The organism is Metabacillus herbersteinensis (assembly GCF_042433335.1).
GTDB classification, from domain to species: Bacteria; Bacillota; Bacilli; order Bacillales; family Bacillaceae; genus Metabacillus; species Metabacillus herbersteinensis.
In genome coordinates, this window is sequence record NZ_JBHLVO010000009.1 from 123,762 (window position 1) to 147,579 (window position 23,818).

17 protein-coding genes and 1 pseudogene are annotated in these 23,818 nt (G+C 38.7%); 3 read left to right on the top strand and 15 right to left on the bottom strand.

The features are described from left to right. From ACFFIX_RS12825 to ACFFIX_RS12855, 7 genes are all read right to left on the bottom strand, one after another. Entirely contained in the window at positions 1–993 is a 993-nt protein-coding gene (locus ACFFIX_RS12825) for a 2-keto-3-deoxygluconate permease (protein WP_378934493.1), read from the bottom strand. A 202-nt stretch (positions 994–1,195) separates the two neighbouring features. Continuing rightward, on the bottom strand, positions 1,196–2,890 hold the full coding sequence (locus tag ACFFIX_RS12830; RefSeq protein ID WP_378934495.1) for a PrpR N-terminal domain-containing protein: 1,695 nt from the start codon (positions 2,888–2,890) through the stop codon (positions 1,196–1,198). Between the two features lie 263 nt (positions 2,891–3,153). Next, the gene (locus ACFFIX_RS12835; RefSeq protein ID WP_378934497.1) at positions 3,154–4,368 is read right to left on the bottom strand and encodes a S1C family serine protease; all 1,215 of its coding nucleotides are present in this window, start codon (positions 4,366–4,368) and stop codon (positions 3,154–3,156) included. A gap of 347 nt (positions 4,369–4,715) precedes the next feature. Further along, positions 4,716–5,978 (bottom strand): efflux RND transporter periplasmic adaptor subunit, encoded by a 1,263-nt coding sequence (locus ACFFIX_RS12840; protein ID WP_378934499.1) that lies wholly within the window; start codon positions 5,976–5,978, stop codon positions 4,716–4,718. A gap of 16 nt (positions 5,979–5,994) precedes the next feature. Continuing rightward, positions 5,995–6,666, bottom strand: coding sequence for a YIP1 family protein (locus tag ACFFIX_RS12845; RefSeq protein ID WP_378934501.1), 672 nt, complete (start codon positions 6,664–6,666; stop codon positions 5,995–5,997). 221 nt (positions 6,667–6,887) lie between these two features. Next, positions 6,888–7,049: a peptidoglycan-binding domain-containing protein gene (locus ACFFIX_RS12850; protein WP_378934503.1), complete on the bottom strand. Its 162-nt coding sequence runs from the start codon at positions 7,047–7,049 to the stop codon at positions 6,888–6,890. Positions 7,050–7,175: 126 nt separating this feature from the next. Continuing rightward, positions 7,176–9,596, bottom strand: a complete 2,421-nt coding sequence (locus ACFFIX_RS12855) for a S8 family serine peptidase (RefSeq protein WP_378934505.1) — start codon at positions 9,594–9,596, stop codon at positions 7,176–7,178. A gap of 254 nt (positions 9,597–9,850) precedes the next feature. Here ACFFIX_RS12855 and ACFFIX_RS12860 point away from each other — a divergent pair, with 254 nt between their 5' ends. Then, the gene (locus ACFFIX_RS12860) at positions 9,851–11,242 is read left to right on the top strand and encodes an MBOAT family O-acyltransferase (RefSeq protein WP_378934507.1); all 1,392 of its coding nucleotides are present in this window, start codon (positions 9,851–9,853) and stop codon (positions 11,240–11,242) included. Between the two features lie 12 nt (positions 11,243–11,254). Continuing rightward, entirely contained in the window at positions 11,255–12,280 is a 1,026-nt protein-coding gene (locus ACFFIX_RS12865) for a hypothetical protein (RefSeq protein ID WP_378934509.1), read from the top strand. A gap of 208 nt (positions 12,281–12,488) precedes the next feature. Here ACFFIX_RS12865 and ACFFIX_RS12870 read toward each other — a convergent pair whose 3' ends face one another. The 8 genes and pseudogenes from ACFFIX_RS12870 to ACFFIX_RS12905 form a co-directional block, all read right to left on the bottom strand. Further along, positions 12,489–12,986 (bottom strand): SH3 domain-containing protein, encoded by a 498-nt coding sequence (locus ACFFIX_RS12870; RefSeq protein WP_378934511.1) that lies wholly within the window; start codon positions 12,984–12,986, stop codon positions 12,489–12,491. A 581-nt stretch (positions 12,987–13,567) separates the two neighbouring features. Next, positions 13,568–14,455, bottom strand: a complete 888-nt coding sequence (locus ACFFIX_RS12875; protein ID WP_378934513.1) for an ROK family protein — start codon at positions 14,453–14,455, stop codon at positions 13,568–13,570. A gap of 210 nt (positions 14,456–14,665) precedes the next feature. Then, entirely contained in the window at positions 14,666–15,487 is an 822-nt protein-coding gene (locus ACFFIX_RS12880; protein ID WP_378934515.1) for a carbohydrate ABC transporter permease, read from the bottom strand. Between the two features lies 1 nt (position 15,488). Beyond that, positions 15,489–16,457 carry a carbohydrate ABC transporter permease gene (locus tag ACFFIX_RS12885; RefSeq protein WP_378934517.1) on the bottom strand — a complete coding sequence of 323 codons (969 nt, stop codon included), beginning with the start codon at positions 16,455–16,457 and terminating at the stop codon, positions 15,489–15,491. Positions 16,458–16,570: 113 nt separating this feature from the next. Beyond that, positions 16,571–17,854: pseudogene (locus ACFFIX_RS12890) on the bottom strand (ABC transporter substrate-binding protein). Between the two features lie 108 nt (positions 17,855–17,962). Next, positions 17,963–19,435: a response regulator gene (locus tag ACFFIX_RS12895; protein ID WP_378934519.1), complete on the bottom strand. Its 1,473-nt coding sequence runs from the start codon at positions 19,433–19,435 to the stop codon at positions 17,963–17,965. After that, entirely contained in the window at positions 19,413–20,870 is a 1,458-nt protein-coding gene (locus ACFFIX_RS12900) for a sensor histidine kinase (RefSeq protein ID WP_378934521.1), read from the bottom strand. The genes ACFFIX_RS12895 and ACFFIX_RS12900 overlap by 23 nt, the downstream gene beginning before the upstream one ends. Further along, positions 20,867–21,877, bottom strand: coding sequence for a sugar-binding protein (locus ACFFIX_RS12905; protein ID WP_378934523.1), 1,011 nt, complete (start codon positions 21,875–21,877; stop codon positions 20,867–20,869). The genes ACFFIX_RS12900 and ACFFIX_RS12905 overlap by 4 nt, the downstream gene beginning before the upstream one ends. A 462-nt stretch (positions 21,878–22,339) precedes the next feature. On the opposite strand from ACFFIX_RS12905, the gene nhaC reads away from it, so the two are divergent. Continuing rightward, positions 22,340–23,779, top strand: coding sequence for a Na+/H+ antiporter NhaC (nhaC, locus tag ACFFIX_RS12910; protein WP_378934525.1), 1,440 nt, complete (start codon positions 22,340–22,342; stop codon positions 23,777–23,779). Positions 23,780–23,818: the final 39 nt, after the last annotated feature.

A 23,818-nucleotide genomic window follows, 5' to 3' on the forward strand; every position in this document is an offset into this window, starting at 1 on the left:
TTAGACGTCTACTTTCGTCATATTTCCTTGATCGAATGTATATCCCTTTTTCTCTAACCTTTTCACTAAAAACCCTACATATAAGGGAAGTAAAATGGCTGTTGTCACTGTAGAAGCAGCTACTTGTACGGTTGCAATGTCTGTAAATGCAGCAAACGAGACATTTGCAGCCGCAATCGCAGCAGGAGTTGCTACTGCATTTCCAGCAGTTGAACCTTCAGCAGCACCAACGATCGGATTCCATTTCAATGCTTTAAATACGAAATAACCAGCTGAACCAGTTACAAAAACCGTTAAAATACCTAAAATAATTCCTGATAATCCACCTTCAACAATGGCTCTAAAATCAATTCCCATCCCAAGTGCAAATGCGAAAAATGGAATCAACATTGAGCTTCCTTTATCAAAAAAGTCACGCATTTCTTCATCTAAGTTACCTAATACCATCCCAACTAAGATTGGAAGCAAAACGGAAATGAATGATACGAATGAGAACATCCCATCAACAAAGCCCATTGCCCCAAAAACGGATAATGCAACCATCGTTAGAAAAGGTCCATCATTTAATGCTAATAGTGAATAGGCTGCACGGTCTTCCTTGCTTCCGTACTGACCGACAAGTGCAACGAACAAGCCACCGTTACTATTCGTCATTGCAGCAATAATTGCGATTGGCGCTAACCCAAACCATAAGCCGTTGTCACCTGCGAACATATAGGCAACTAATCCGAAAATTGCACCGACTGCCCATTTCGTCGCTAAAAGAGTCGCACCTTTACCAACTGAAACACCGAAAGACCTTACGTTAATTTGTGCGCCAGTACATAGCAGGAATAAAGCAATTAATGTACTTGAACCATTTACAAATAGTGCTTCAGTAAAATTTCCAATTCGAAGTAAATCAGGAGCAAATGTATTAAGTACCGCTGCAATTAACAACGGAACAACCATCATACCTCCAGGAATTCGATCTAACGTTGCTTTTATCTTCATAATTATTACACTCCTTTTGTATTGTTTCAATATTAAACACTTATTTTTTCTGGGTAATCGCTTACAAGTGTTATTGTAAATGCTTTCATTGTAATATACAACACAAAAATATAAAATTGTTGCAAATTTAAACATTCCAGAACAAAAACGCTAACGAAAGATCAGAATTTTATAATTTCCTGCAACGACAAAAAAGCCGAAACTATTGTTTCAGCTTACGCCATAACGTTGAACGGTTAATCCCTAACCTTTCCGCTACTCTTGTTTGATTATCATTTTCTTCTAGCATGATTGCATCGATTATCCGCTTTTCTATTTCATCCAATGTGCCGTTAAGAAACTCACCCGTATGACTAGATGTTTCCTTTTGCTTTTCTCCAAGAAGCCCCGAAATTAATTCTTTGCCAATCACATATTCTTTTTCCTCAAGCACAGCATCTTTAAGCAGAGTCTTTAATTCAGCAACATTCCCAGGCCAAGAATGCTGCTCCAATAATTTCATTGCATTGTCCTTAATTTTAATAGCTGATGTACCTAATTCACCGTGAAAGGAAGCGATAAAGTACGTTGTTAAGGGTTTAATGTCCTCTAGTCGTTCTCGCAATGCAGGAATTGACACTCGTACATTTTCATCGTGAAAGATAATCGATTGGAAAGACGTATCCTCTTGTCGTATAGCGATAATTATGTTTACTTTTTCTTTTATCCACTCGATTATCAAAGACTTGAGCTGTATTTTTTCTTCCTGTGATAATCTTTCCAGTTCATTTAAATAAATAGTTCGAATATCAGGATCGATTGTATCTATCATTTTCAGGGCACTTTTTGCTGTTACACTAGCAAAGAGACCGTTACCTTGGTGCTTTTTATAATGAATATAATTTGCAATGATCTTTTTTCCTGTGCCCTCTTCACCTAATAGAGTCCACAAATTGCATTTTATCCGATTTTCAATTGAGGTTACACATTTAGACATTGTCTCGCTTTGCATAATTAGCATTGGTAGCTGCGCAATTGATTCGACCTGGAGTTCTTGTTGTTGAATTCCATCTCCAAGCACAGAATAATGAATTAAGTAGTAAGTTTTATTATCAATTATTTTTTCTACTACACTCTGTTTTACCTTTCTCTGCCTAGCATCTACTAAGACCGTTACTTCTAGAGCTAGTTGACCTAATTGAATTGTCGCTTTAAGTTGGTCTATAGAAATTGGACAGGAGTCGAACGTCTTCCAATTCTTATACATGACCTCACCTTCATCGTTAAAAACGATAAAATCTGAAGCTAAATCTTCTAAGAGCGCATTCAAAAATGTAACTTCCCACAGTTTCTTTTTATGTAAACGATGAACTGACTTTACCTTTTGAAATGCTTCAAATATTGCTTCCCGCCCAGATTGAATGAGGATGCTCTCAAGATTGTGTTTCGTGGCGGCATCTATTGTAACCACATCACCCATGATCAACTCATACTCTTCTAGTTTAAGTTGTTTCACGAGAGAATCTACTTCTTCGGCTTTTTCTACTGTATACACTTCAACTTCTATATCCAATAAGTTGGTTATCGACTTAGCTCCGAGCGTTATATTAGAAAAACCAACAATTGCCTTTTTCCCAGGAAAATCATTGGCTAACGTTAACACTCTAAGCATATCGTATCCCGAAACATGGACATCAATGACAGGAATACCTACCTCTGCTTCGATATGTTTAGCCGTCCCTCCCCGGCTAATAATTGCATCATACCCTTGAATCTCACCGCTCTTTGCTAAGGGAATTGCGTCTTGTAGGTTACCAACTTTAATATCTATCTCTAACTCATGCTCCTCTAACCTGCATTCTTCAATTAAATGAGTCATAGCTGGATAGGGAGCAATAAACAACGTTTTAATTGCCATATAATTCACACCTATTTTTCTTTTGCTTTTTTATGTAGTAGCTTCTTCTTTCTTTTTAATAATTTCTTAATATTATATCAAACAAAAAATGATTATTCGAATCACACCATATTTATAGTTGATTACTAATTATCGGAGACGACCGCCAAAGGAACCGTCGCTTTTATCAGTATGATTTGATTCGAATTATGTCGGAGTAGACTCACTTTGATAGAATTAGTAAAACCTTGAAGCGCAGTGGACTTCAAGGTTTTTTGTTAAACTTAAGGAGAGCTAGATTCTTCTGAATCTAATGAACCATCTTCTATTATGATTTCTTCATTAGTAGTGCCTTCTGTTGGATTTGATGCATCGTCTTCTGAGAGAATCACATCTTCTGTAACTTCTTGTGCATCATCCACTTCAAAAGACTCTTCACTAGTTGGATCTTCTTGTTCCTGCTCTTCGCTATAATTCTCTTCCTGATATTCTTCCTCGTACTGCTCTTCGTACTCATATTCTTCTTCATATTGTTCTTCGTATTCGTACTCTTCTTCATATTGCTCTTCATATTCATAACTTTCGTACGCGCTATCATCATCTGGAATGACATAATACGATGAATAATCTTCACTGTATTCACCACTATCAAAGTAGCCGTATTCGCTATAATAGTCTTGATAATAGTAGTCACCCGCTTCGTCATAGAAGTAGGCAATGATCTCGTCTTCACTCATTGGATTGTTTACCCATACCGTTACAGTTTCAAAAATTGAATACAATGGTATGCTAAATCCGATGTTCATTTCTCTTTCATCCCGGGCTGAGTTAATTGCAATTACTTTCCCTGTTTTTTTCTCTAAGAGTGGTCCACCACTGCTACCTGGTGCGATTGGTGCAGAGGTTTGATAGACTCCTTCATATGTAAATGGTTCGATAGTAAAGGTTCGGTTAACTCCACTAATGTTTCCTAAGGTTGCTGTATTTTCGTAGCCTTGTGGTGTCCCAAGTGCTATGACTTCTTCCCCAATCTTCGCTGGTGTCTGACTTTCTAATTGAAGAGGATCTAAGTTTGCAAGTCCAGGGACTCTAATAACCGCGACATCAATCGTATTGCTGTAACCAATAATTTCACCTGAATATTCTTGGCCTTCTTTATTCTTTACCGAAACGTTTAAACTACCTTCTACAACGTGCGCATTTGTTAAAATATCTCCATTATGATTGATTAAGAAGCCTGAACCCTGGCTAGTTTCGGTTAAAATTGTATACACTTTTGATTGAGAATCATTAATAATTTTTGTAGCATCTAGCGCTGGTTCCTTTTCAATCACTTTTTCGACAATAATTTGTTTAGGGTCCTCTACCTTTGTTTGTTGAATTACCTCTTTTTCAACTTTTTCAACTTTTTCAACTTCAGAACTGGCTAGATTTTTTTCTGGAATAATATGTTTCAATTGAAAACCTAGGACGATAAACACAGATATACATACGATCATTACAAATAGTAATAGAATGAATAGTTTTCTAGATTTCTTTTTGTCCAACTTTCCACAGTTTGAACAAAATTTTGATTTTTGGGATTTTTCAACACCACACTTAGAACAGAACATTACACTCACCTCGCGCGACTTTTGAACTACTCCCATTTTATTAGAAAAACTTTCCTGTAGCAATCTAATTTTAACGACACAATTTGTAAGTGCTGTCTAAAAACACACTCCGGCTGGGGTTTTGGGTGCCTGGCACCACTTTGGATTGGTGACAGATAGATTTGGATGGCGCTTTGTAGGTGCCAGGCACCCGTTTTCTGTACTGAGGGTGCATCGGTGTCAGACCCAGGCTCCTATTTTTCAACTACCCCACTCAACACAAGCCTGGCAATTTCTTCTGCGGAAAAGTCTTTCATCGCCTTTTTACTAATTTGGTTATGTTTTAGCGTCGTGTAAAGGTTCATTTTGTCTTGCATTATCTCCGAAGGCTCGATGACGAGTCGCTCGCCTTTTTCAAGACCCTTTATGACTTCTTGCTTGGTGTTGACCTTGAGGCCTAGCTCGACCTTTGTTTTTAGAATCTGTCCGTTATTAATTACATAAACATAGTGATTTTCTCCTTCTTTTTGGAGGGAGCTTTCAGGTATGATGATGGCTTGTTCCTTTTCCTCTAGAACGACTTGTACGTTAACATGATAGCCGTGGCGCCAGTTTTCGGCAGGTTTTGTTAGTTGAATTGTGTATGGGTAGAATGTTTTTTCTTCTATAGAAGGTGTTGTCAGTGGGATCATCGTTAGCTTGTCCACTGTTCCCTCTAGGGTTTGATCTGGTACAACCGAGGCTGTAATGAGTGCTTTTTGGCCTTCTAGTATTTTGGTTGTGTCTTTTTCTGAGATTTCCCCCTCAATTAGGTAGGGTTGATCTGATTGGATTGTGATGATGGCTTCGTTGTCGTTTTCTGCGTAAGGGTTTACTTTTATGATTTTCCCGCTCATTTTGCTTGTGATCGTGTAGATTCCTTTTTCTGTGTAGGCTTGTTCGATCTCTTGGTTGATGTCTTCGATTTTTTGTTGCAATTGTTGTATTTGGTTTTCTTTGTTTAATTGTTGGGTGATGTTTAGGATGTCTTCATTATTGTTAGAATCTTCATCTTCTTCTAGATCCGTTGACACTGTGTAGGTGTCGAGCTCTGATTGAAAATCCGATGACTCTGTATAGCTGTCAAGCTCTGATTGAAGTGATGCTATTTCTGATTCCAGGGTCATAATTTCGTCTGTTAGCCTTTCACTCCGGCCTTCTAACTGTTCAATTTTTCCATCAAGAGATTCAGTGTTGTAATCTAGAAGTGGTGTGCCTTCCTCCACTGTATCCCCTTCCACAACATGCAGAGTGGCGATGTCTCCAAGGTCCGATTTATATCGAATTGTATATTGTTCAGTTGGCTTGACCACACCTGCTGTTTCGAGTGTTTTTCGTAGGTCATCTTGTTTTGCAGTTTCATACTCATTGATTGCTTTTGATCGGACAATTTTATCGCTCGTAAATAGGAGCGATACATTTGTGAGAAAAAGGGCTAGGACGATTGTTGTTGCGACGATTAGTAGGAATTTTTTCATAGCTAGTTTTCCTCCTTTACAGAACGATGCCGATTTCTCGGATTAAAATCGTTGCACCTGTTGCGATAAATATGTAAAGTATGTGGACCACGATGACTACTGTGATTAGGAATGCGTTGGATCTTGTTGTTGTTGCTTTTTTTAAGGCGATTACTTGAAGAGTAGCTGCCCAAATTAGAAAGATAGACACATGGCTGAGGAGCAGTATTAGAAAACTGTTGTCAGTTAGTTGCTGAGCAATTGGACCAAAAGCAAAGGGTGAGAGTTCAATTTTTGCTCCAGTAAAATAATAGAATGGGAGGTTGAAAAGTTTTTCGATTACTAGGATTGTAATTGGATAAAATTGTAGAGTGAACAGACCCTTAAAGCTTTCTTCATTCGTACAGAGCCAGAAAAAGGTTGCGAAAAAAAGCATCATGAATAGTGGGAAAAGTAGTCCTGAGAGGGTGCTGCCAATCCCATAGTAAAGCTTTGCTGCTTCTAATTTGTTAGGTGGAACCTTGTCCATGCTTTTCATGATTTCTTCTGTTCCAAGTCCGAGGTAGGATGCAATCACGGAGAGAAGGGTGCTTACACCTATGATAGCTAGCAGTTTCCAGAGAAAGGCTGGGGATTTTTCCGTTTGTAGTTGTTTATCGTAATAGGATGCGGGTTGAAATAATCCTTGGAGCAATTTCACCTGTTGCATTTCTTTTCCTCCTGATTTCGCACAATTCGATCTATTCCTTCATTTTATAGCAAAATAACAAACTTTGTAAGAGTGTTTTCTAGTTTTTTCTATAACAGGGAATTTATTAGTGGGCAGGGATTTAAACAAGGGGCTTTTTACTCATTTAATTAAAAAGCGCCTGTCCTCTGCCGCTTTAAAGAGGCGAGGAACAGGCACTAGATTACATAGTTATTTACTACCTAGAAAAGAATAGCCCATGTTTTTGGACCAACAATTCCATCAGTTGTTACTCCATTCTTTTGTTGGAAGGACCTTACTGCCTTTTCAGTTTTAGGACCATAAATACCATCTGGTGTGACACCTACAACCTTTTGTATTTTTCTAATTTGCTCGCCTTGCATATAGGGTTTTTTCAGTTTATAGAGAGTACCCGGATAGGTATTTGTGTTGGTAGGTTTAGCTTCATCAAGTTTTTTAGCTGTATTATGACCAATTATTCCATTAAAGGATCAAGCTACTATACTTATCTATTCAATTGTAATTTTCCCACCGTATACGTAGTCTTCTTTAGCGCCTTTTATTGCATAGGCGAAGACATGGTATTGGCCGGGTGCTAGATCGTTACCGTCGACTTTTCCGTCCCATGTGTAGGATTGGAGGCCTTTGCCAGCAAATTTATAAGATGCTGCGTCACCAATGTAGTTTCCTAGTTCATCACCGTTCGTTCCAGTTGCTCCGTACACCCAGAATATTAGCTCGTCTGCACCACCTGGTAGGTAGACAGAAAGATCAAATTCGTTGTTTCCTAGTGCTGTTGGTTCGAAAATTGTCACACGTGGGTAGTCTGGTTCTTTTACGAAAAGAATGGTTGGAATTTCAATTTTTTCTTTACCCGATTTAACAGTGATTGTTCCTTCAAAATAGCCTGCTTGTAATTTTGAAGCGTCCACTGTTACTCGGTAGTTGATATCCTTAGACTTTCCAGCTTGAACAAGAAGATTATTACTTGCTTTTACGTCAATTCCTTCAGGATTTCCTTTGAAATTCACTTCGAAGCTGTAGTTTTTTGCTTTTTTTGCTGTGTTTTTGATTGTGAAGAATTGACTTTCTTGTTGCTTGCCTTTTTCTTTTGAGAATACTCCAAAAGAGTGGCTACCTGGTGTTACTAGTGTTTTAGCATTTAATGCGTCAACGACACGGATGCTTCCTGCACCTTGTGTGTTGTGTGGGTATAGGTTGCCGTTAGCGTCAAATACATCATCTGCTGTGTTCATTAGTGCTGCTTTAATATCGTCTACTCCCCATGTTGGGTGAGCTTGTAATAATAATGCTGCTGAACCGGCAACATGTGGTGATGCCATACTTGTTCCTTGATATGAAGCATATCCGTGTGGATCTGCTGGATTGTGGGTCGGAACCGTACTTGTAATGTTCACTCCCGGTGCAGAAACGTCTGGTTTAATCATCCATGTGTCTAGAACTGGTCCACGTGATGAGAAGTCAGCGATTGTTTCTCCTACTTCTTTTACAAATGCAAAGTTCAATGTTACTTTATTTTGACCAGATTGGACTTTTGCGAGAAGTGCATCTCCATCTGTTTTTGTTAACATAACAGTTGGTACAGCCATACCAGGTACTTGTGGTATTTCGCCTGCAACGTTATTGTAGATAACCGCTCCAATTGCCCCTGCAGCTTTCGCAGCTGTTGCTTTGTCAACAAATGGAATCACTCCACGACTGATTAGCGCAACTTTACCTGTTAAATCTTTTCCTTCAAAATCAGCAGGTTGACCTAATCCTACCGGCACTAATTCTACTTCTTTTCCACTTAAAGCAAGTAATTCTTCATCACTTGGGAAGCCCATGACTTTTGCAGAAGAGTATCCAGCTAATTCTGCACTGTACACATTGTATGGAAGCTGTGAGGCACCAACTGAGATTGCTTCTCTAGAAGTTCCTGGTGATCCAACTGTCCAATTTTTCGGTCCGCTGTTTCCGTTAGACGTAACGGCCACAACTCCTTCTTCCATTGCCCAGTCTAATGCAAGACTTGTTGCATAATCAGGAGCGTTTAAAGAGTTTCCTAGTGATAGGTTCATAATACGTGCGCCGTCTTCAACTGCACGCTCAATACCAGCAATTACGTCATCCGTTGTACCAGAACCACCAGGTCCAAGAACACGGTAGCCTAATAGTTTCGCATTAGGTGCTACGCCTTTAATCAATCCATTTGCTGCAACTGTTCCAGATACGTGTGTTCCATGAGCTGTTTCTTCACCACGTGGATCACCTTTTGGCGTTTCCTGTGGATCATTGTCATCGTCTACAAAATCCCAACCTTTGTATGCTCCAAACGCATGTCGTAAGTCTGGGTGAGTGTAATCAACACCTGTATCAATTACTGCTACGCGTACGCCTTTACCAGTGTAGCCAGTTTCCCATGCTTTGTTCGCACCGATGAATGGAGCACTTGCGAACATTTCTGGGCTATACAGGTCTTTTTCAAGTAGTGGACTTGCTTTATCTAAAGATACTTTGTACTCAACATTTGGATAAACTGCTTTTACTTCTGGTAGAGATAAGAGTTTTGGTACTTCGCTACCTGGTAATTCGACAGAGAATCCAGAGAATACATGATCATATTCACGATTTACTTCGGCTGATTTGATTTTTTGTTTTGTTTTTGCCTTTACATTGTCGCGGACCTTTTTAAGGTTAGCTTTTGTTTGTTTTTTGCCCTTTTTGTTAGCTTCTGCTACAGATGCTTCTTTAAGCTCCACGATGACCGTTGTTTTTTTGTTAGACGAAATGTTGACATCTCCGTACACCTTCGCAAGCTCAATTTTTTCAGGTGCCTTCGTTTTCGCTGTAGCTCCTACTCCAAAAGTAGATAAAGATAATGCCAATGCTGTTGAATAAATGACTGACTTCATTAACCCCTTTTTCATTCTCCACTTTCCTCCCCCTTATAAAATCAAGCAAATTATTAAAACAATACCCCCTAACGCGTATAATTATTATAATATTTTAAATTCAATGAATATTTTGATTATCCTTGAGTCTTATGGATTGTTTTTTAAGAGGTATGTGGGTAAAAAGAAGGGTTTCAATTCGTATTTTCATTAAGATATATATCGCTAATAAATTGTTGTAAACCACACTATTAATACTTATACTAATTAGGGATAGAAGGAGGACAACTATGCTGTTTTCATCTTTTACATTTATATTTCTATTTCTACCTATCGTTTTTATCTTGAATAGATGGTTTGAAAAAAGATCGTTATGGCGAACTCGTAAAGTATGGCTACTTACTTCCTCGCTATTTTTTTATGCATATTGGGAACCAAAGTACTTACTACTTCTATTATGCAGCATCATTATAAATTGGGTAATTGGTACAAAGTTATCACAAATTAAGGAAAGCAGAAGACTTCTATTCGTATTAGGAATTTTCTTCAACATTTTTTTTATTGGTTATTATAAATACTCTGGCTTCTTTTTAGAAAATCTAAGTAGTTTGGTTGGAGAAGACTGGAATATAACCAATATTCTTTTACCTCTAGCTATTAGTTTTTTCACTTTCCAACAAATTGGTTATTTAGTGGATTCATATAAACAGCGTGTCCATTATTCTTTGTTGGACTATAGCTTGTTTGTGACCTTTTTTCCTCAGTTAATTGCAGGTCCTATTGTTCAACATGACGATTTAGTTCCACAATTACAAGAGAAGTTTAAAGGGAGCAGTGCTTTGCGAGCAGCTGGATGGTCTCTATTTGTTATAGGACTAGCTAAGAAAATATTAATTGCAGACACATTGGGAATATGGGCTAACTATGGATACAATCAAGTTTCTGCATTAAGTACATTTGAGGCATGGTGGATTTCACTTTCCTATACATTTCAGTTATATTTTGATTTTAGCGGATACAGTGATATGGCCATTGGTTTAGGGCTGTTATTCGGTATAACTTTACCAATTAATTTTAATTCTCCCTATCGTTCTAAGAATATACAAGAATTCTGGCGAAGATGGCATATTACATTGGGAAAGTTTTTTACTCAATACGTTTATTTCCCACTTGGTGGTAGTAAAAAACATGTATATCGAAATATACTTATTGTTTTTTTACTAAGCGGTTTATGGCATGGCGCTGGTTGGAATTTTTTAATTTGGGGGCTTTTACATGGTATTTTAAGTATTATTCACCGTTTCTCTTCTAAAAAGAAACTAACCTTACCACCTTTCTTATCTTATTTTGGCACTTTTCTTTTTGTTCATCTTGCTTGGGTGTTTTTTAGAGCCAACTCTATTAATGATGCATTAATTGTGTTAAAGAAGTTATTTATATTAGATCCACCAAGCAGTTCCTTTGAAAATTTACCAATATTTTTATTCACTCAAACTTATCCTATAATTGGTGCGGTAACAATGCTATTATCCATTGTAATCATCTGGTTAGCTCCTAATTCAATGCAGATAAAGAATCACTTAACTTGGGATCGTAGAAACGCTTGGTTTATAATTATACTCTTTGTAACTTCATGCTTATTTTTACCTCGCGTCCAAACATTTCTTTACTTTAATTTTTAGGAGTGATGTTTAATGACTTCTCTATTGTGGTTAAGGTATATTTTGATTAGATCCTTATTAATACTCATAGTCCTTGAAACCTTTGTCTTGTCATGGAATTTATGGATTGATCCTCTTTGGCTTCATACTAATGAACACAGTTGGAATAATCGTCAATATGGATTTGATGAACGCAAACAGAAAATGAACCGGCTTATTCACACCGAAAAAGCATATGATAGCATCATAATAGGAAGTAGTAGAAGTACATTTATTGATCCGGAGGATTTCGAATCTTTAAATGTATTCAATTTTTCTGCAAGTTCTATGCAACCCCAAGAATATAAGGGTTATATTGCAGCGGCTCAAAATAAGTTAGGAGAATCATTAAAAACCGTTTATTTGGGTGTTGATTTCCAAAGTACTAATATGGATAGAGAATCTCAATATCCTTCTCCTGAACTATATGAGAAAAATGCTAGGTCTTATCTATGGACCTTACGTGATCTATTAAGTCTAGATACTGTAGAAGTTTCAAATAAAGTGGCTCGTTCTTCTTTATCAGATCAAAATCAATTCCCTGGAATCCGTTACTATAATAGAAATGGCGTGGCATTCCCAAAACCAGTAAATAAACGTATGCGAGCAGAATATATTGAGGAAGCAGAAAATTCAATAAAAAATGACCGTTATGAATATGATACATCGATAAGATCTTTATATGTTGAATTAAAAGAGGCTTTTCCAGGTATACAATTTGTTGTTTTCACTACTCCTGTAAGTTCTGTTAGGTTGGACATGCTATCCGGCTCGACAGCTTATCAAAATGGATTTGAAAACTGGATGAAAGATCTTGTAGATATCTTCGGAGAGGTTCACCATTTCATGAACAAAAATTCAATTACAGAAGATCCAAACTCTTTTTATGATTCACAACATATGTATCCTAGTGTTGCTTCAAAATTGACAAATGCTTTGCAGTATCCAGAACGAGTAACGGATGATTTTGGAGTAGTCGTAAATAAAAGTAATTTGAGTTATTTTTTAAAGATACAATAATATTAAAATGTACTGGTGCTAAGAATACAGATGGATAGACGAAAGAGTGTTTGTTCGTTAAACTTGTGTGTTTTATTACAAAGATACTAAGAATTAACCTTTTTAACGCTAGCAACGGGGATGAAGGGGCAATAATTCCCCCTTCAACTAGGTTTAATCTATAATCTTTACATCTACTTAATTGTAACTAGTAAACAAAAAACTTTTGTTAAGTCGACATTGTTATTTTTATGCTAGTTTTTGGTAGGGATTTCAGTGCACCCTCTTGGACAAAACCAGTTTTATCTCCCACAATCACTTGTGCCCATGATCCATATTTTGCAACAAATCTTACTATTTCTCCAGGATTGACATTGCCTATTGAGACACTTGGTTTCGCAGCAATATTTAGAGTTGAGCTAGCTGAAGCTATTTTGGACTGACTTTTTTTCACTAATTGATCAGGCAACATAATCAAGCTCGAAAGTGTTACATAACCTGTTTTCCCACTATAGTCAATTAAAGCCCACGACCCGTATCTTGCTTTCAACGACACTATCTTTCCATTTGGAAGAGTATCAACTTTATCACTGTTTTTACTTGCCTGTGCCCTGACTTCAGTAGGTGTGATCGTCCCATGTGTAGGCTCTCCTGCATGAACTAACTCAGGGGCTAGAATTAGTAATAACAGTATGAAAACCGTTCCTAAATACCTAATTTTATTCATCTTTTCCTCCCTACTAAAATACTTTACATTTATATATATCGGAACTTTTAACCAAGTCTTTAGTAAATTTTACTAGTAATATTTATCTATTATTTTATAAACATGGCAAAATACCTAGTTGATTGGAATTGATGCTAGAAAGCTCTTATTGCTAAAGATTTAATTTGACCAAGCCGTGAGTAATGCGAGGGCATTTAACTTTAAACTACTGAATGTAAAGAAGGTTGAACTTTTTGAGCTCATCAGTTATGATCGAATTTTTTTTGATGTAGAGGAAGTCTTCGCAGTTGTGCTTAAAGTTTGAGGATAGAACCGGGGATTTTTCTATTATTAAAGATCATTTTGTCACTCCAATCGTGTTTTTACTATGAATATTCGATGTATGGGAAATTTGCAACCCTGGGTTGTACTTTTTTTGCTGTAAAGGGGTTTTTTTATCGGAAAATGGTAGCTTTATCCTCGAAAAATGCTGTTTAATCTTCGAATATTTCATTCGAGCTATACAAGTCCGCTACTACTGCGGGTAAGGGCGAGAAAAACCCACAAAAATGCCTTCACAACATTCGTGAAGGCATTTCATTTTATCTAGGCAAAAAACCCGCTCCAATGAGACCCGCCTTTTGGTCAAGCAACGCAGGCTTCAGTACAAAAGAATCCTTCAAACTCGGATACAGATAATCTCTCGTCTTATCTTCTAAAGGAACAAAAATAAGATCCTTCGATTTCATCATACCGCCGCCGAGAATGATGACTTCAGGGTTAAGTGTATGGACGATGTTTGCAATTCCCATTGCTAGGTAGGTTAGCGCTTTGTCGATAATGTTCTGTGCTTGTGTGTGTCCGCTTTCTGCTAGTTGGAAAACTCCTTGTGCTCCGGTTGTGATTCCTAGTTGTTCGAAGCCCATTCTACCGATCGCGGTGCCGCTAGCCAAAGCTTCGAGGGCACCCTTGTTTAGGCCTGGTGATTCATGACCACTGGGATCAATAATCATGTTGCCGATTTCTCCGCAGTTGCCTTGTGCGCCTGAGAATAGGTTGCCGTTTATAACGAGGCCTCCGCCGATCCCTGTGCTTAAGGTGATGTAAAAGACACTTGCTGCATTTTTCCCTGCTCCAATTTTCGCCTCGGCTAGGGCAGCTGCATTTGCGTCGTTTTCGAGAGTGACTGTGAGGCCGGTCTTTTCTTCTACTATCGACTTAATTGGAACGTTCAGAAAGCCTGGTAAATTGGGCGGTTCAATGATCATACCAGTTAAAGGATTAAGTGGACCTGGTGAACCAATGCCGATTGCGCTTACTTCATGGTTTGCTCGTAGTTTATCAATTAGTTCTGTCATTGTGTTAATTGCGAACTCGGGGCCTTTTTCTGCTTCTGTTGGTCGGCTGTATTGTTCTAGTATTTCTCCGTTTTTGGCGATGACACCTACCCTGAGGTTGGTGCCGCCGAGGTCGATTCCGATTGTGTTCATTGAGTTCCTCCTGTGGGCTTTTTTTCTTATCTTCCTCCAATTTGAAGCCAGTGTAAAGACATACCTTGGTTTGAAGTTTTTTTATGGATCTAAGATATCACAAAAACACGTCCAATCTATTTTAGAGTGGACTGCTGCATTTACCAAAAAAAGGCCCAGACCCCAGCAACTGTCGCTAAGATCTCGCCCCTATAATGATGATCCTAAACCCTACCCCTTCACAGACCCAGCCAACAACCCTCGCACAAAATACTTCCCTAGCAAAATATAAACCAACAATGTCGGTAATGCAGCTAGCAACGCACCAGCCATTTGCACATTCCACTGAACGATTTGGCTACCTGATAGGTTTTGCAGAGCAACCATGATTGGTTGTTGGTCTGAAGTTGTAATCGTGACGGCGAATAGGAATTCGTTCCAGATGTTTGTGAATTGCCAGATGGCGACGACGACAAAGCTTGTGATTGAGAGTGGAATCATGATGTGACGGAAGATTCCGATGAAGTTTGCGCCGTCGATTTTGGCTGATTCAATCATTTCGTCTGGGATGCCCGCGTAAAAGTTCCGGAACATCAGCGTTGTAATTGGCAATCCGTAGACAACATGGACGAAAATTAGACCTGGTATCGAGTTGTACAGACCGATTTCACGTAAAAATTGAATCAAAGGGATTAAGATACTTTGATATGGGATGAACATTCCGAACAGGATCATCGTGAAGATAACGTCTGCTCCTTTGAATTTCCATTTAGATAGCACGTATCCGTTCATTGCCCCAACTAAAGCAGAAAAAATGGTTGCCGGGATGACGAGATAAAATGAGTTTAGCAGATTAGGTGCAAGCTTTGTGAAGGCTTCTGAGTATCCGCTGAAATCGATCGCAGTTGGTAGCTTCCACATGTTCGCAAGTGTTACTTCTTCAAATGGTTTTAAGCTTGTGATGACCATGACGTAAACCGGTAGTAGGAAAAAGAGACTGATCGCAATTAAGAGTAAGTAGACTGTTGGTTTTCCAATTCTTTTAAGCACCATATTACGCATCCCCCTTTCTGCTGCTAATTAAGTAAGGCACAATAAATACTGCGACGGTTAATAGCATAATGATGGCAATCGCGGATCCATTTGCATAGTAGTTACCACGGAATGTTGTTTCAAACATGTAAACGCCAGGTACATCTGTTACAAAGTTCGCTCCAGATCCAGTCATTGCATAAATTAGGTCGAAAATTTTCAGTGAGATGTGTGCCATGATGATGATGACACTTACGGTTATTGGTCTAAGTAACGGGAGAATAATTTTTCGATAAATATAGAACTCGCTCGCCCCGTCCATACGCGCCGCTTCTCGTACTTCATCTGGAATTCCGCGTAAGCCTGCTAGGTACATCGCGAGTGAAAAGCCTGTCATTTGCCAAACAGCTGCAATGACTACTGCAATAATCGCAACCGGCACACCGAATTCAATTTTCCCCCATTGAAAGCCGGCGAGAATTGTTGTATCTGTGTACCATTTAGGTTCTAGTCCGAGCTTATTGAAGAAAAGGTTCACACCTGTTGATGGATTGAGTAACCATTGCCAGACAACCCCTGTAACAACAAACGATAATGCCATTGGAAAGAAAAATAAATTTCGGAAAACCGCTTCCCCTTTGATTTTTTGATCTAAAAGGATCGCAAGGAATAACCCACTAACAATGACAAGCCCTATAAATAAAATGGTAAAAAAGAGCGTGTTTCGCAAGTCTGCTTGAAACCTGAAATCCTGGAATAAGTAGGCGTAATTTTTTAAACCTGCAAAAGAAAAATCGGGTACAAGCGTATTCCAGTTACTAAGTGATACATAGCCGGTCCACCCTATGAAACCATATACGAATAAAAGAATAAGTAAGAATGAAGGCAGTAAAAATGCCATGGCCATTAGGTGGTCAGATGAGATCTTTTTCTTTTTTTGTGGGAGCGTGACAATCTGTTGGTGTGGATTAGTTGTTTGAACTGTTTCCATTTCGCCTTTCCTCCTTTGTTAAGGACTGACCTCGATGCTTGAGGTCTGTCTCGGGTCTTTTTGTTATGAATCCCACTATAAAAAATGGGAGAGACCAGGCTCCCCCTCCTTTTCTACTTAAGATCTGCTGATGCTTCTGATAGTGTGCCTACAAATTGGTCAACATCTTGTTGAGTGACGAAGATGTTTACTGCTTGGTTTACTTTTGTTAAGAAGCCTTCTGCTGCAGCTGAACCATGCGCGAGGCTTGGTGCGAGGCTTGCATTTTTGAAGTCTTCGATTGTGTCTTTTCCGTATTGGTCATATTTTGTTACGTCTGCGTCCACACGTGCAGGTATCGAGCCTTTTAGTGTGTTGAATGCATCTTGGCCTTCAACAGAACCTAATACGCCTAAGAATTTCTTCACGTCATCAGGGTTTGAAACACCTTTTGGTAAGCCGAATGTGTCAGTGATGACCATGAATTGACCATCTGTACCAGGTGTCGGAATGTAGCCGAAGTCTTCATTTACGACTAATTTCAAGTCATTTACGAAGTAGCCTTTTGCCCAGTCCCCCATGATGTTGAATGCTGCTTCACCGTTTCCTACTAATTGAGATGCATCCTGCTAGTTACGTGATGCGTGATCTTCATTTGTGTAAGAAAGCATTTTCTTGAAGATTTCTGCTGCTTCTTTTACTTTTGCATCGTCTAGAGAAATTTCGCCCGACCAAAGCTTGTTGTAGTCATCTGGACCAAGTACTCCTAAAAGAACGTTTTCAAAAATTTGTGTCGCTGCCCATGGCTCTTTGTCTCCGAGTGCTAACGGTGTGATTCCTTTTGCTTTTAGCGCGTCAGCAACTTTGAAGAACTCATCAAATGTTGTTGGGGCTGTTAAGCCATTTTCGTCAAGAACCTTTTTGTTATACCAAAGAACATTGCCGCGGTGAATATTTACAGGTACAGAATAGATCTCTCCATCCTTACTTACCATATCAATTAAGTCTTGTGGGAATTTGTCATTCCAGCCTTCTGCTTCATAAAGATCGTTAAGCGTTTCCATTTTCCCAGCTGCTACCCAGCCATCGTTGAGCTCTGCTCCACCATGAACTTGGAAGGTTGCAGGAGGATCGTCACCTTGCATACGACTTGCCAGCACGGCTTTGGCATTTGTACCTGCTCCGCCCGCTACTGCTGCATTTTCAATCGGAACATCAGGATACTTTTCTTCAAATAAAGCTAATAGTGCTTTTAAACCATCTTCTTCTCCAGCACCTGTCCACCAGCTAAAGATATCAAGTTTTCCTTCGCCCTTGCTCTCTCCTCCGCCACCTTCTCCTGTGCTAGATTCCGAGCTACAAGCCGAAATGATTAGTGAAAAAACCAGTAGAAATGATAAAAGTAACCCCTTTTTCATTCTCAAATCCCCCTTTGTGTGTAATCGCTTACAGTTAGGATTATACCGAGAATATGGGGTTACTTTACTCATGAACTTCTTCACTTTATTATCCTTTTCTTCATTATCTTATGATGGGACGGATTTTCCCTTGTCGCTTTGGACATGCCTATATTTTTTCGGTGAGCATTTCGCAATCTTTTTAAATACTCGACTAAAGTAGTTAGGGTCTTTATATCCGACATCAAAGGCAATTTCTTTTAGACTTAAATTGGTGGTGTTGAGCAGTTCCTTTGCTCGTTCAATTCTGTATGTAGTGACATAGTCGATGAAGGTTAGCTTTGTTTGTTCTTTAAAAATTTTTGTAAAATAGGTCGGTGTGAGCCCTATGTGTGCGGCAACTTCCTCTAAACTTAACGACTGTATGTAGTGTTCATGGATATACGTTTTTGCTTTAGTAATGATTTCATTGCCTGCTTTTTTCAAGATAACTCCATTACAAAAGCGAGTGACTAAGTCGATAAACTGTTCTTTTGATTCTGTTTCTAGTATCTTGATGTCATCCAAGTGAATCCCTTGATTTTCAAGGATCTGCTTTATTTTGAAGGCCCATTGAAGTAGTTGGTTTTCACTTTTTTGATGATAGTCATAAAAAAGGTTGAACTGATTTAGTGCGCCCTCGATTCTTCCCGCTTCAATTTCAGTTAAGAGTTCGTTTTCTAATCTTTGTAATGTTCTTTCGCTCGTATCTGCCTCTAGAATTGGGAATCCGTACCGAACACTCGTGCTTTGAATGAGCTGCGCCAATGAGAGAGATGCTTGTTGAAAAGAAGTTGCAAGCTTTTCTACATCTGTGTACGGGTGGCCAATTCCTATATGGACATGCTTGAGTGTGAGTGTGATGTTACGTGCTTGCGTTAGTGCATCGGCTTTTATGAGATGTGCTGCTTTTTTCTCTGTTAAAAATAAGACAATTACTTTGTCTGCGTGTTGTTCTTTTATTATTAACTCATACTGTGATTGCTTCGCTAGCACGTCAATTATTTCCCGGGTGTTAGAGGCTTGAAATACCTGGAAAAACCCTGAATTTACACGTGGAAATAATTTATAAAAAAGGGTTTTTATTTCTGGTGTCGTGTCGTTTTGAATGATTTTTGTTAGTAGATGTTGCTTTGAAATGTTCTTGCTTTCGTTTACTTGTTTCGTTGCTTCGCTCTCTGATAGCTTTTCATGTTCTATTTCTTTGCAAACTCTTAAGATTGCTTCAAGGGTTTCCTCTTTTTTACTTGGTTTTAAAATGTATTCCTTTACTCCTTCTTTCATTGCTTCTTTTGCATACTGAAACGAGTCAAATGCTGAAACCATGATGAATTTAATGCTTGGGTGCTGAGTTCGAATTTGTCTGATTGCTTCTAATCCATCGATTCCCGGCATTTTTATATCCATTAGAATCAGATCTGGTTTTAGCTCATTGGCTAATTCGATAGCTACGCGCCCATTTGCTGCTTCGCCTACAACTTGAATATAGGAAAAGCTTTCTTGTATGAATTTCTTCATCGCTTTACGTTCAATCATTTCATCATCCACGATCATCACGTTCATTTTTGTCGCCTCCTTCGTTTGGGATAGTGATTGAAATGGTTGTCCCTTTGCCTATTGCCGATACGATTTCGAGAAGGTTTTCCTGTTTATAGAAAATCCCAAGACGTTTTACAACGTTTCGTAAGCCAATCCCTGTTGAGTGTCCATTATGCGTTTCTTGAAAGTTTGTTTCATGTTTAGCTAGAATTTTCTGTTTGGCTTCTTCATCCATTCCACTACCGTTGTCTGTGATCTCGACAACTACGTTGGTGTTTTTTCGAAATACGGACAGAGTAATTGTTCCACCTTCTTCTAAGTTTTCAACTCCATGGATGAACGCATTTTCGACGATCGGCTGGAGTGTTAAGCTTGGTATTTTTGCATCTAAGCAGGATTCGTCAATATGAGTTGTGAAGGTAATTCGCTCGGCAAATCTTGTTTTTTGGATATAAAAGTATTCTCTTACGACTTTTACCTCTTCTTCTAGAGAAGCAGATTTGTTCACGTCACCTAAGCTGTATCTAAGTAGTGTTGAGACTGATTCAATTAGACGAGATGTGACGCTAGCATCTTCCAAATAAGCCATTCTTGAGATCGTGTTTAACGTATTAAAAAGAAAATGTGGGTTAATTTGATTTTGTAAATGCTTTAATTCTAGTTCTTTTAACAGGTTATCAAGCTCTGATTTTTCTTTTATCTCTACGATTAGTTGTTTGATGTTTTCTCTCATCTGTTGAAAGGATTCACTTAGAATATTGAGTTCGTCGTTAGATTTCACGGTGATGGCAGGTCCATCAAAGTTCCCCGCTGAGATTTCTTTTGCCGCTTTTGAAAGACTTCGGAGTGGACGTGTTAACCCTCTGGAGAACCAAAACGCTGCAACGACTGCGAGTAAGAGCGTTGAGCTAAATAGGTTAATTGTGAACCATTTAAATGAAGTGTTTCGTTCCTCCATTTTTTGATAAAAAAGTTGGTATTCGGCGAGCTCTAAATTTAGTAGTTGCAGAGTTGATTCTAATATATAGGAAGAAATGTTTCGGACTTCTCTCATATGGAACGTGTATTGATCAATTTGATCGGTTTTTACAGCTTCAATCGTTCGCTCACTTTCATTTATAAGACTATTGATCATTCTTTGATGCTTTTGAATCTCTTCTTTGTTAATTCCGGACATGTCTTTGTTGTTTAATTGTTGATTATTGACTTTTAGCTGTTTTTTAATTTTTTCATAGTGCTGAACGTTGTCAGGCTCTCTTTCAACCACATACGCATTGATTAGCTCATAGATTTGATTTGATTGTTGGGAAATTTCATTTAATAGTAAAAATCCTTCGAAACTTTGATCATATTCTGAAACGATTTTTGTGCTACTAAAATAAATGGAATAGGAAACGATATTGAATAGAAGCACGAATGAAAAAAAATAGAGTAATAGCTTGTTCCGAATCGTGTTCATCGGTTCAGACCTCCCTTTATTGAGGCTGGGAGAAGTGGTAAATCTTCTTTTCTAAAAATTTCTGTTTTTGTGTGCTGAATACTTTCTTGCTTATTACTACCTTCTTTTATCTGAATCAATTTTTCGACTGCTTGGTAGCCCATTTGGTAAGGGAATTGAACGACTGTTGCATCGATTGTCCCCTTTTCGATATAACTTAATGTATCTGGCAGGGTGTCAAAACCCATGATGTAGATGCCCTCTGTTGACTTTAATCTTTCAACGACCTGTGCAATTCCAATCCCGTCGAGTGCGCTTGTTCCGTAGAATGCATTTAGGTCTGGGTGTTCTTTTAGTAGCTTGTATGTTGATTCCATTGCACCAATTTTGGTTATATTCGATTCTTCGACAGCGATGATGTTGATTCGTTTTTCATTTTGAACCGCGTCTTTAAAGCCCTGCACTCTAAGCTTTTGATGGGAAGCTTCGAAGCGACCGGTAATGATTGCGACATCTTGGTCGCCCTTTGTATCTTGAATGAGCGCTTTTCCTGCGAGAAAGCCCGCGTAATAATTATCTGTCCCGATGTATACTTCGCGGTTGCTGTTCGGTGCATCTGTATCTACGGTTACGACTGGAATTCCGTTCTTGACCGCTTTATTGAGGAGTGGTGTGAATTCCTGATCACTTATCCCCTGCGTCATAATCCCGTCCACTCCGCCAGCAATCGCCATATCAATTGTTTTCAAGTGCTCATCAATATCCGCTTGCTTCGGTCCCAAAAACTCTAAGTAAACATCATGAAGCTTGGCTGCGTCTCTCGCGCCCTCCTCAACCAAGTGCCAATATTCATTGCTTAGCTCTTCTGGGATCAGGACAAAGTGATAGGCTTTTTCATCAGGAACTGCATTAACTTTGGAGGTAGATCCCAAATGAAAGGTCTCTTTTCCATAGTAGAGTGTTAGAGTGCCAGTTAATAAGAATGCGAGAAATGTAATGAGATAGAAAATCCGCCTGATCACAATCATTTTGTACCCACCCTTTTATTTCGTAAGCGCTTTACTGTATTGTACTTGAAGTTGTTGGGATTTTAAAGGACGCTTAGGAGTCTGACCCCATAACTAAGTGCAAAATTGGTGCAATCTAATTTTGCACTTACGAATCTATTTCTGAAAAAATGCTTTAAAATCAATAACTTCACTAATGGCACAAAAATTGCTTTATAATATAGTGAAGTCATTTGTAAACGCATACATTCTTTTAAGGAGGGGTAATTAGCACTTATTGAAATAGCAAACACCTGATAAAACCTCTATAGCTAACTAGCCTGTTGCGTTCATCTTCTTATTTTTACATACTAAGAAAAACAATGTCGTTTCTGTTTAAAGTGCTTTAAAAAAGGTGCTATGTACCATTCACTGCTGAAAATCTCAGCCGAAGTTCGTGTTCGACCTACGGCTAATTAAATGAAGAAATAAGGGGGTAGTCCGATGAAAGAAAAGAAAAAAGTTATATCGTTTCCATTAGCCATTATTCCACTACTTGTTATGATAGGTGCCATGGTCGTTACCATCGTGAAATTTGAAGGAAGTCCACATGTACCGCTAATTTTAGGAACAATCGTTGCTAGTTTTATCGCGTGGCGAGCTGGATTTGTATGGAAGGAAATTGAAGACGGGATCTATGAAGGAATTCGTATGGCTCTACCAGCTATTGTGATTATTATCATGGTTGGTCTGACCATTGGAGCTTGGATTGGTGGCGGCATCGTTGCTACGATGATCTTTTATGGATTGAAATTAATTTCTCCATCGCTCTTTTTAATTTCAATGACGATCATTTGTTCAATTGTTTCAATCGCCATTGGAAGTTCATGGTCAACAATGGGAACAATCGGAGTTGCAGGTATTGGAATCGGTGTGAGTATGGGGATACCGGCCCCGATGGTTGCAGGGGCAATTATTTCTGGAGCTTATTTTGGTGATAAAATGTCTCCATTATCTGACACAACTAATCTAGCAGCAGGTATTGCTGGAACTGATTTATTTGATCATATTAAACATATGTTTTACACTACTGTCCCAGCGTTTATCATTGCACTCATTGTCTATGGTGTAATGGGAAGGAAATTTGCCGATGGAGCAATTAATAATGATAAAATAGCCGGCGTTCTAGGCGCTCTTGAAGAAAATTTTATGATTTCTCCATGGTTATTGCTAGTCCCAGTTGTTGTTATTCTGTTAGTCGTGAAAAAAGTACCAGCTTTACCAGCCTTAACCGTGGGTATTATCTTAGGTTGGCTTTGTCATATCCTTCTTCAAGGTGGTTCTGTAGGTGAAGCAGTAAACACATTGCAAAATGGCTTCGTCTTATCCTCAGGAAACGAGCTAGTCGATTCTTTATTTAATCGTGGCGGCATTGATGCCATGATGTATACAGTTTCCTTAACCATTGTTGCAATGACATTTGGTGGGGTGATGGAACAGACTGGTATGTTGAAAGTCATTGTAAATGAAATCTTAAAGCTTGCAAAAACTGGCCGAAGATTAGTTGTTACAACAATCTTGTCCTCATTTTTCACAAATGTGGCTGCTGCTGAGCAATATATTTCCATCGTTTTACCTGGTCGAATGTTTAAGCAAGCATTTGCTGATAAAAGTTTACATCCCAAAAACCTATCTCGTGCCGTAGAGGATGGTGGGACTGTCACTTCTGTATTCGTACCATGGAATACATGTGGTGTTTTCATTTTCGCAACCTTAGGTGTTCATCCTTTCGAGTACGCTCCTTATGCAATTTTCAATTTTGTTGGTCCGCTGATCGCGATCATTATGGCGTTACTTGGCTATAAGCTAACGAAATTGACTAGCCAAGAAACAACGAAACACGAAATCAATCTGAAAAATGACCGATCACAACACATTAGTTAATAAAAACGGTGGGGGTCTTTCCCCACTTGTGGAGTCTAT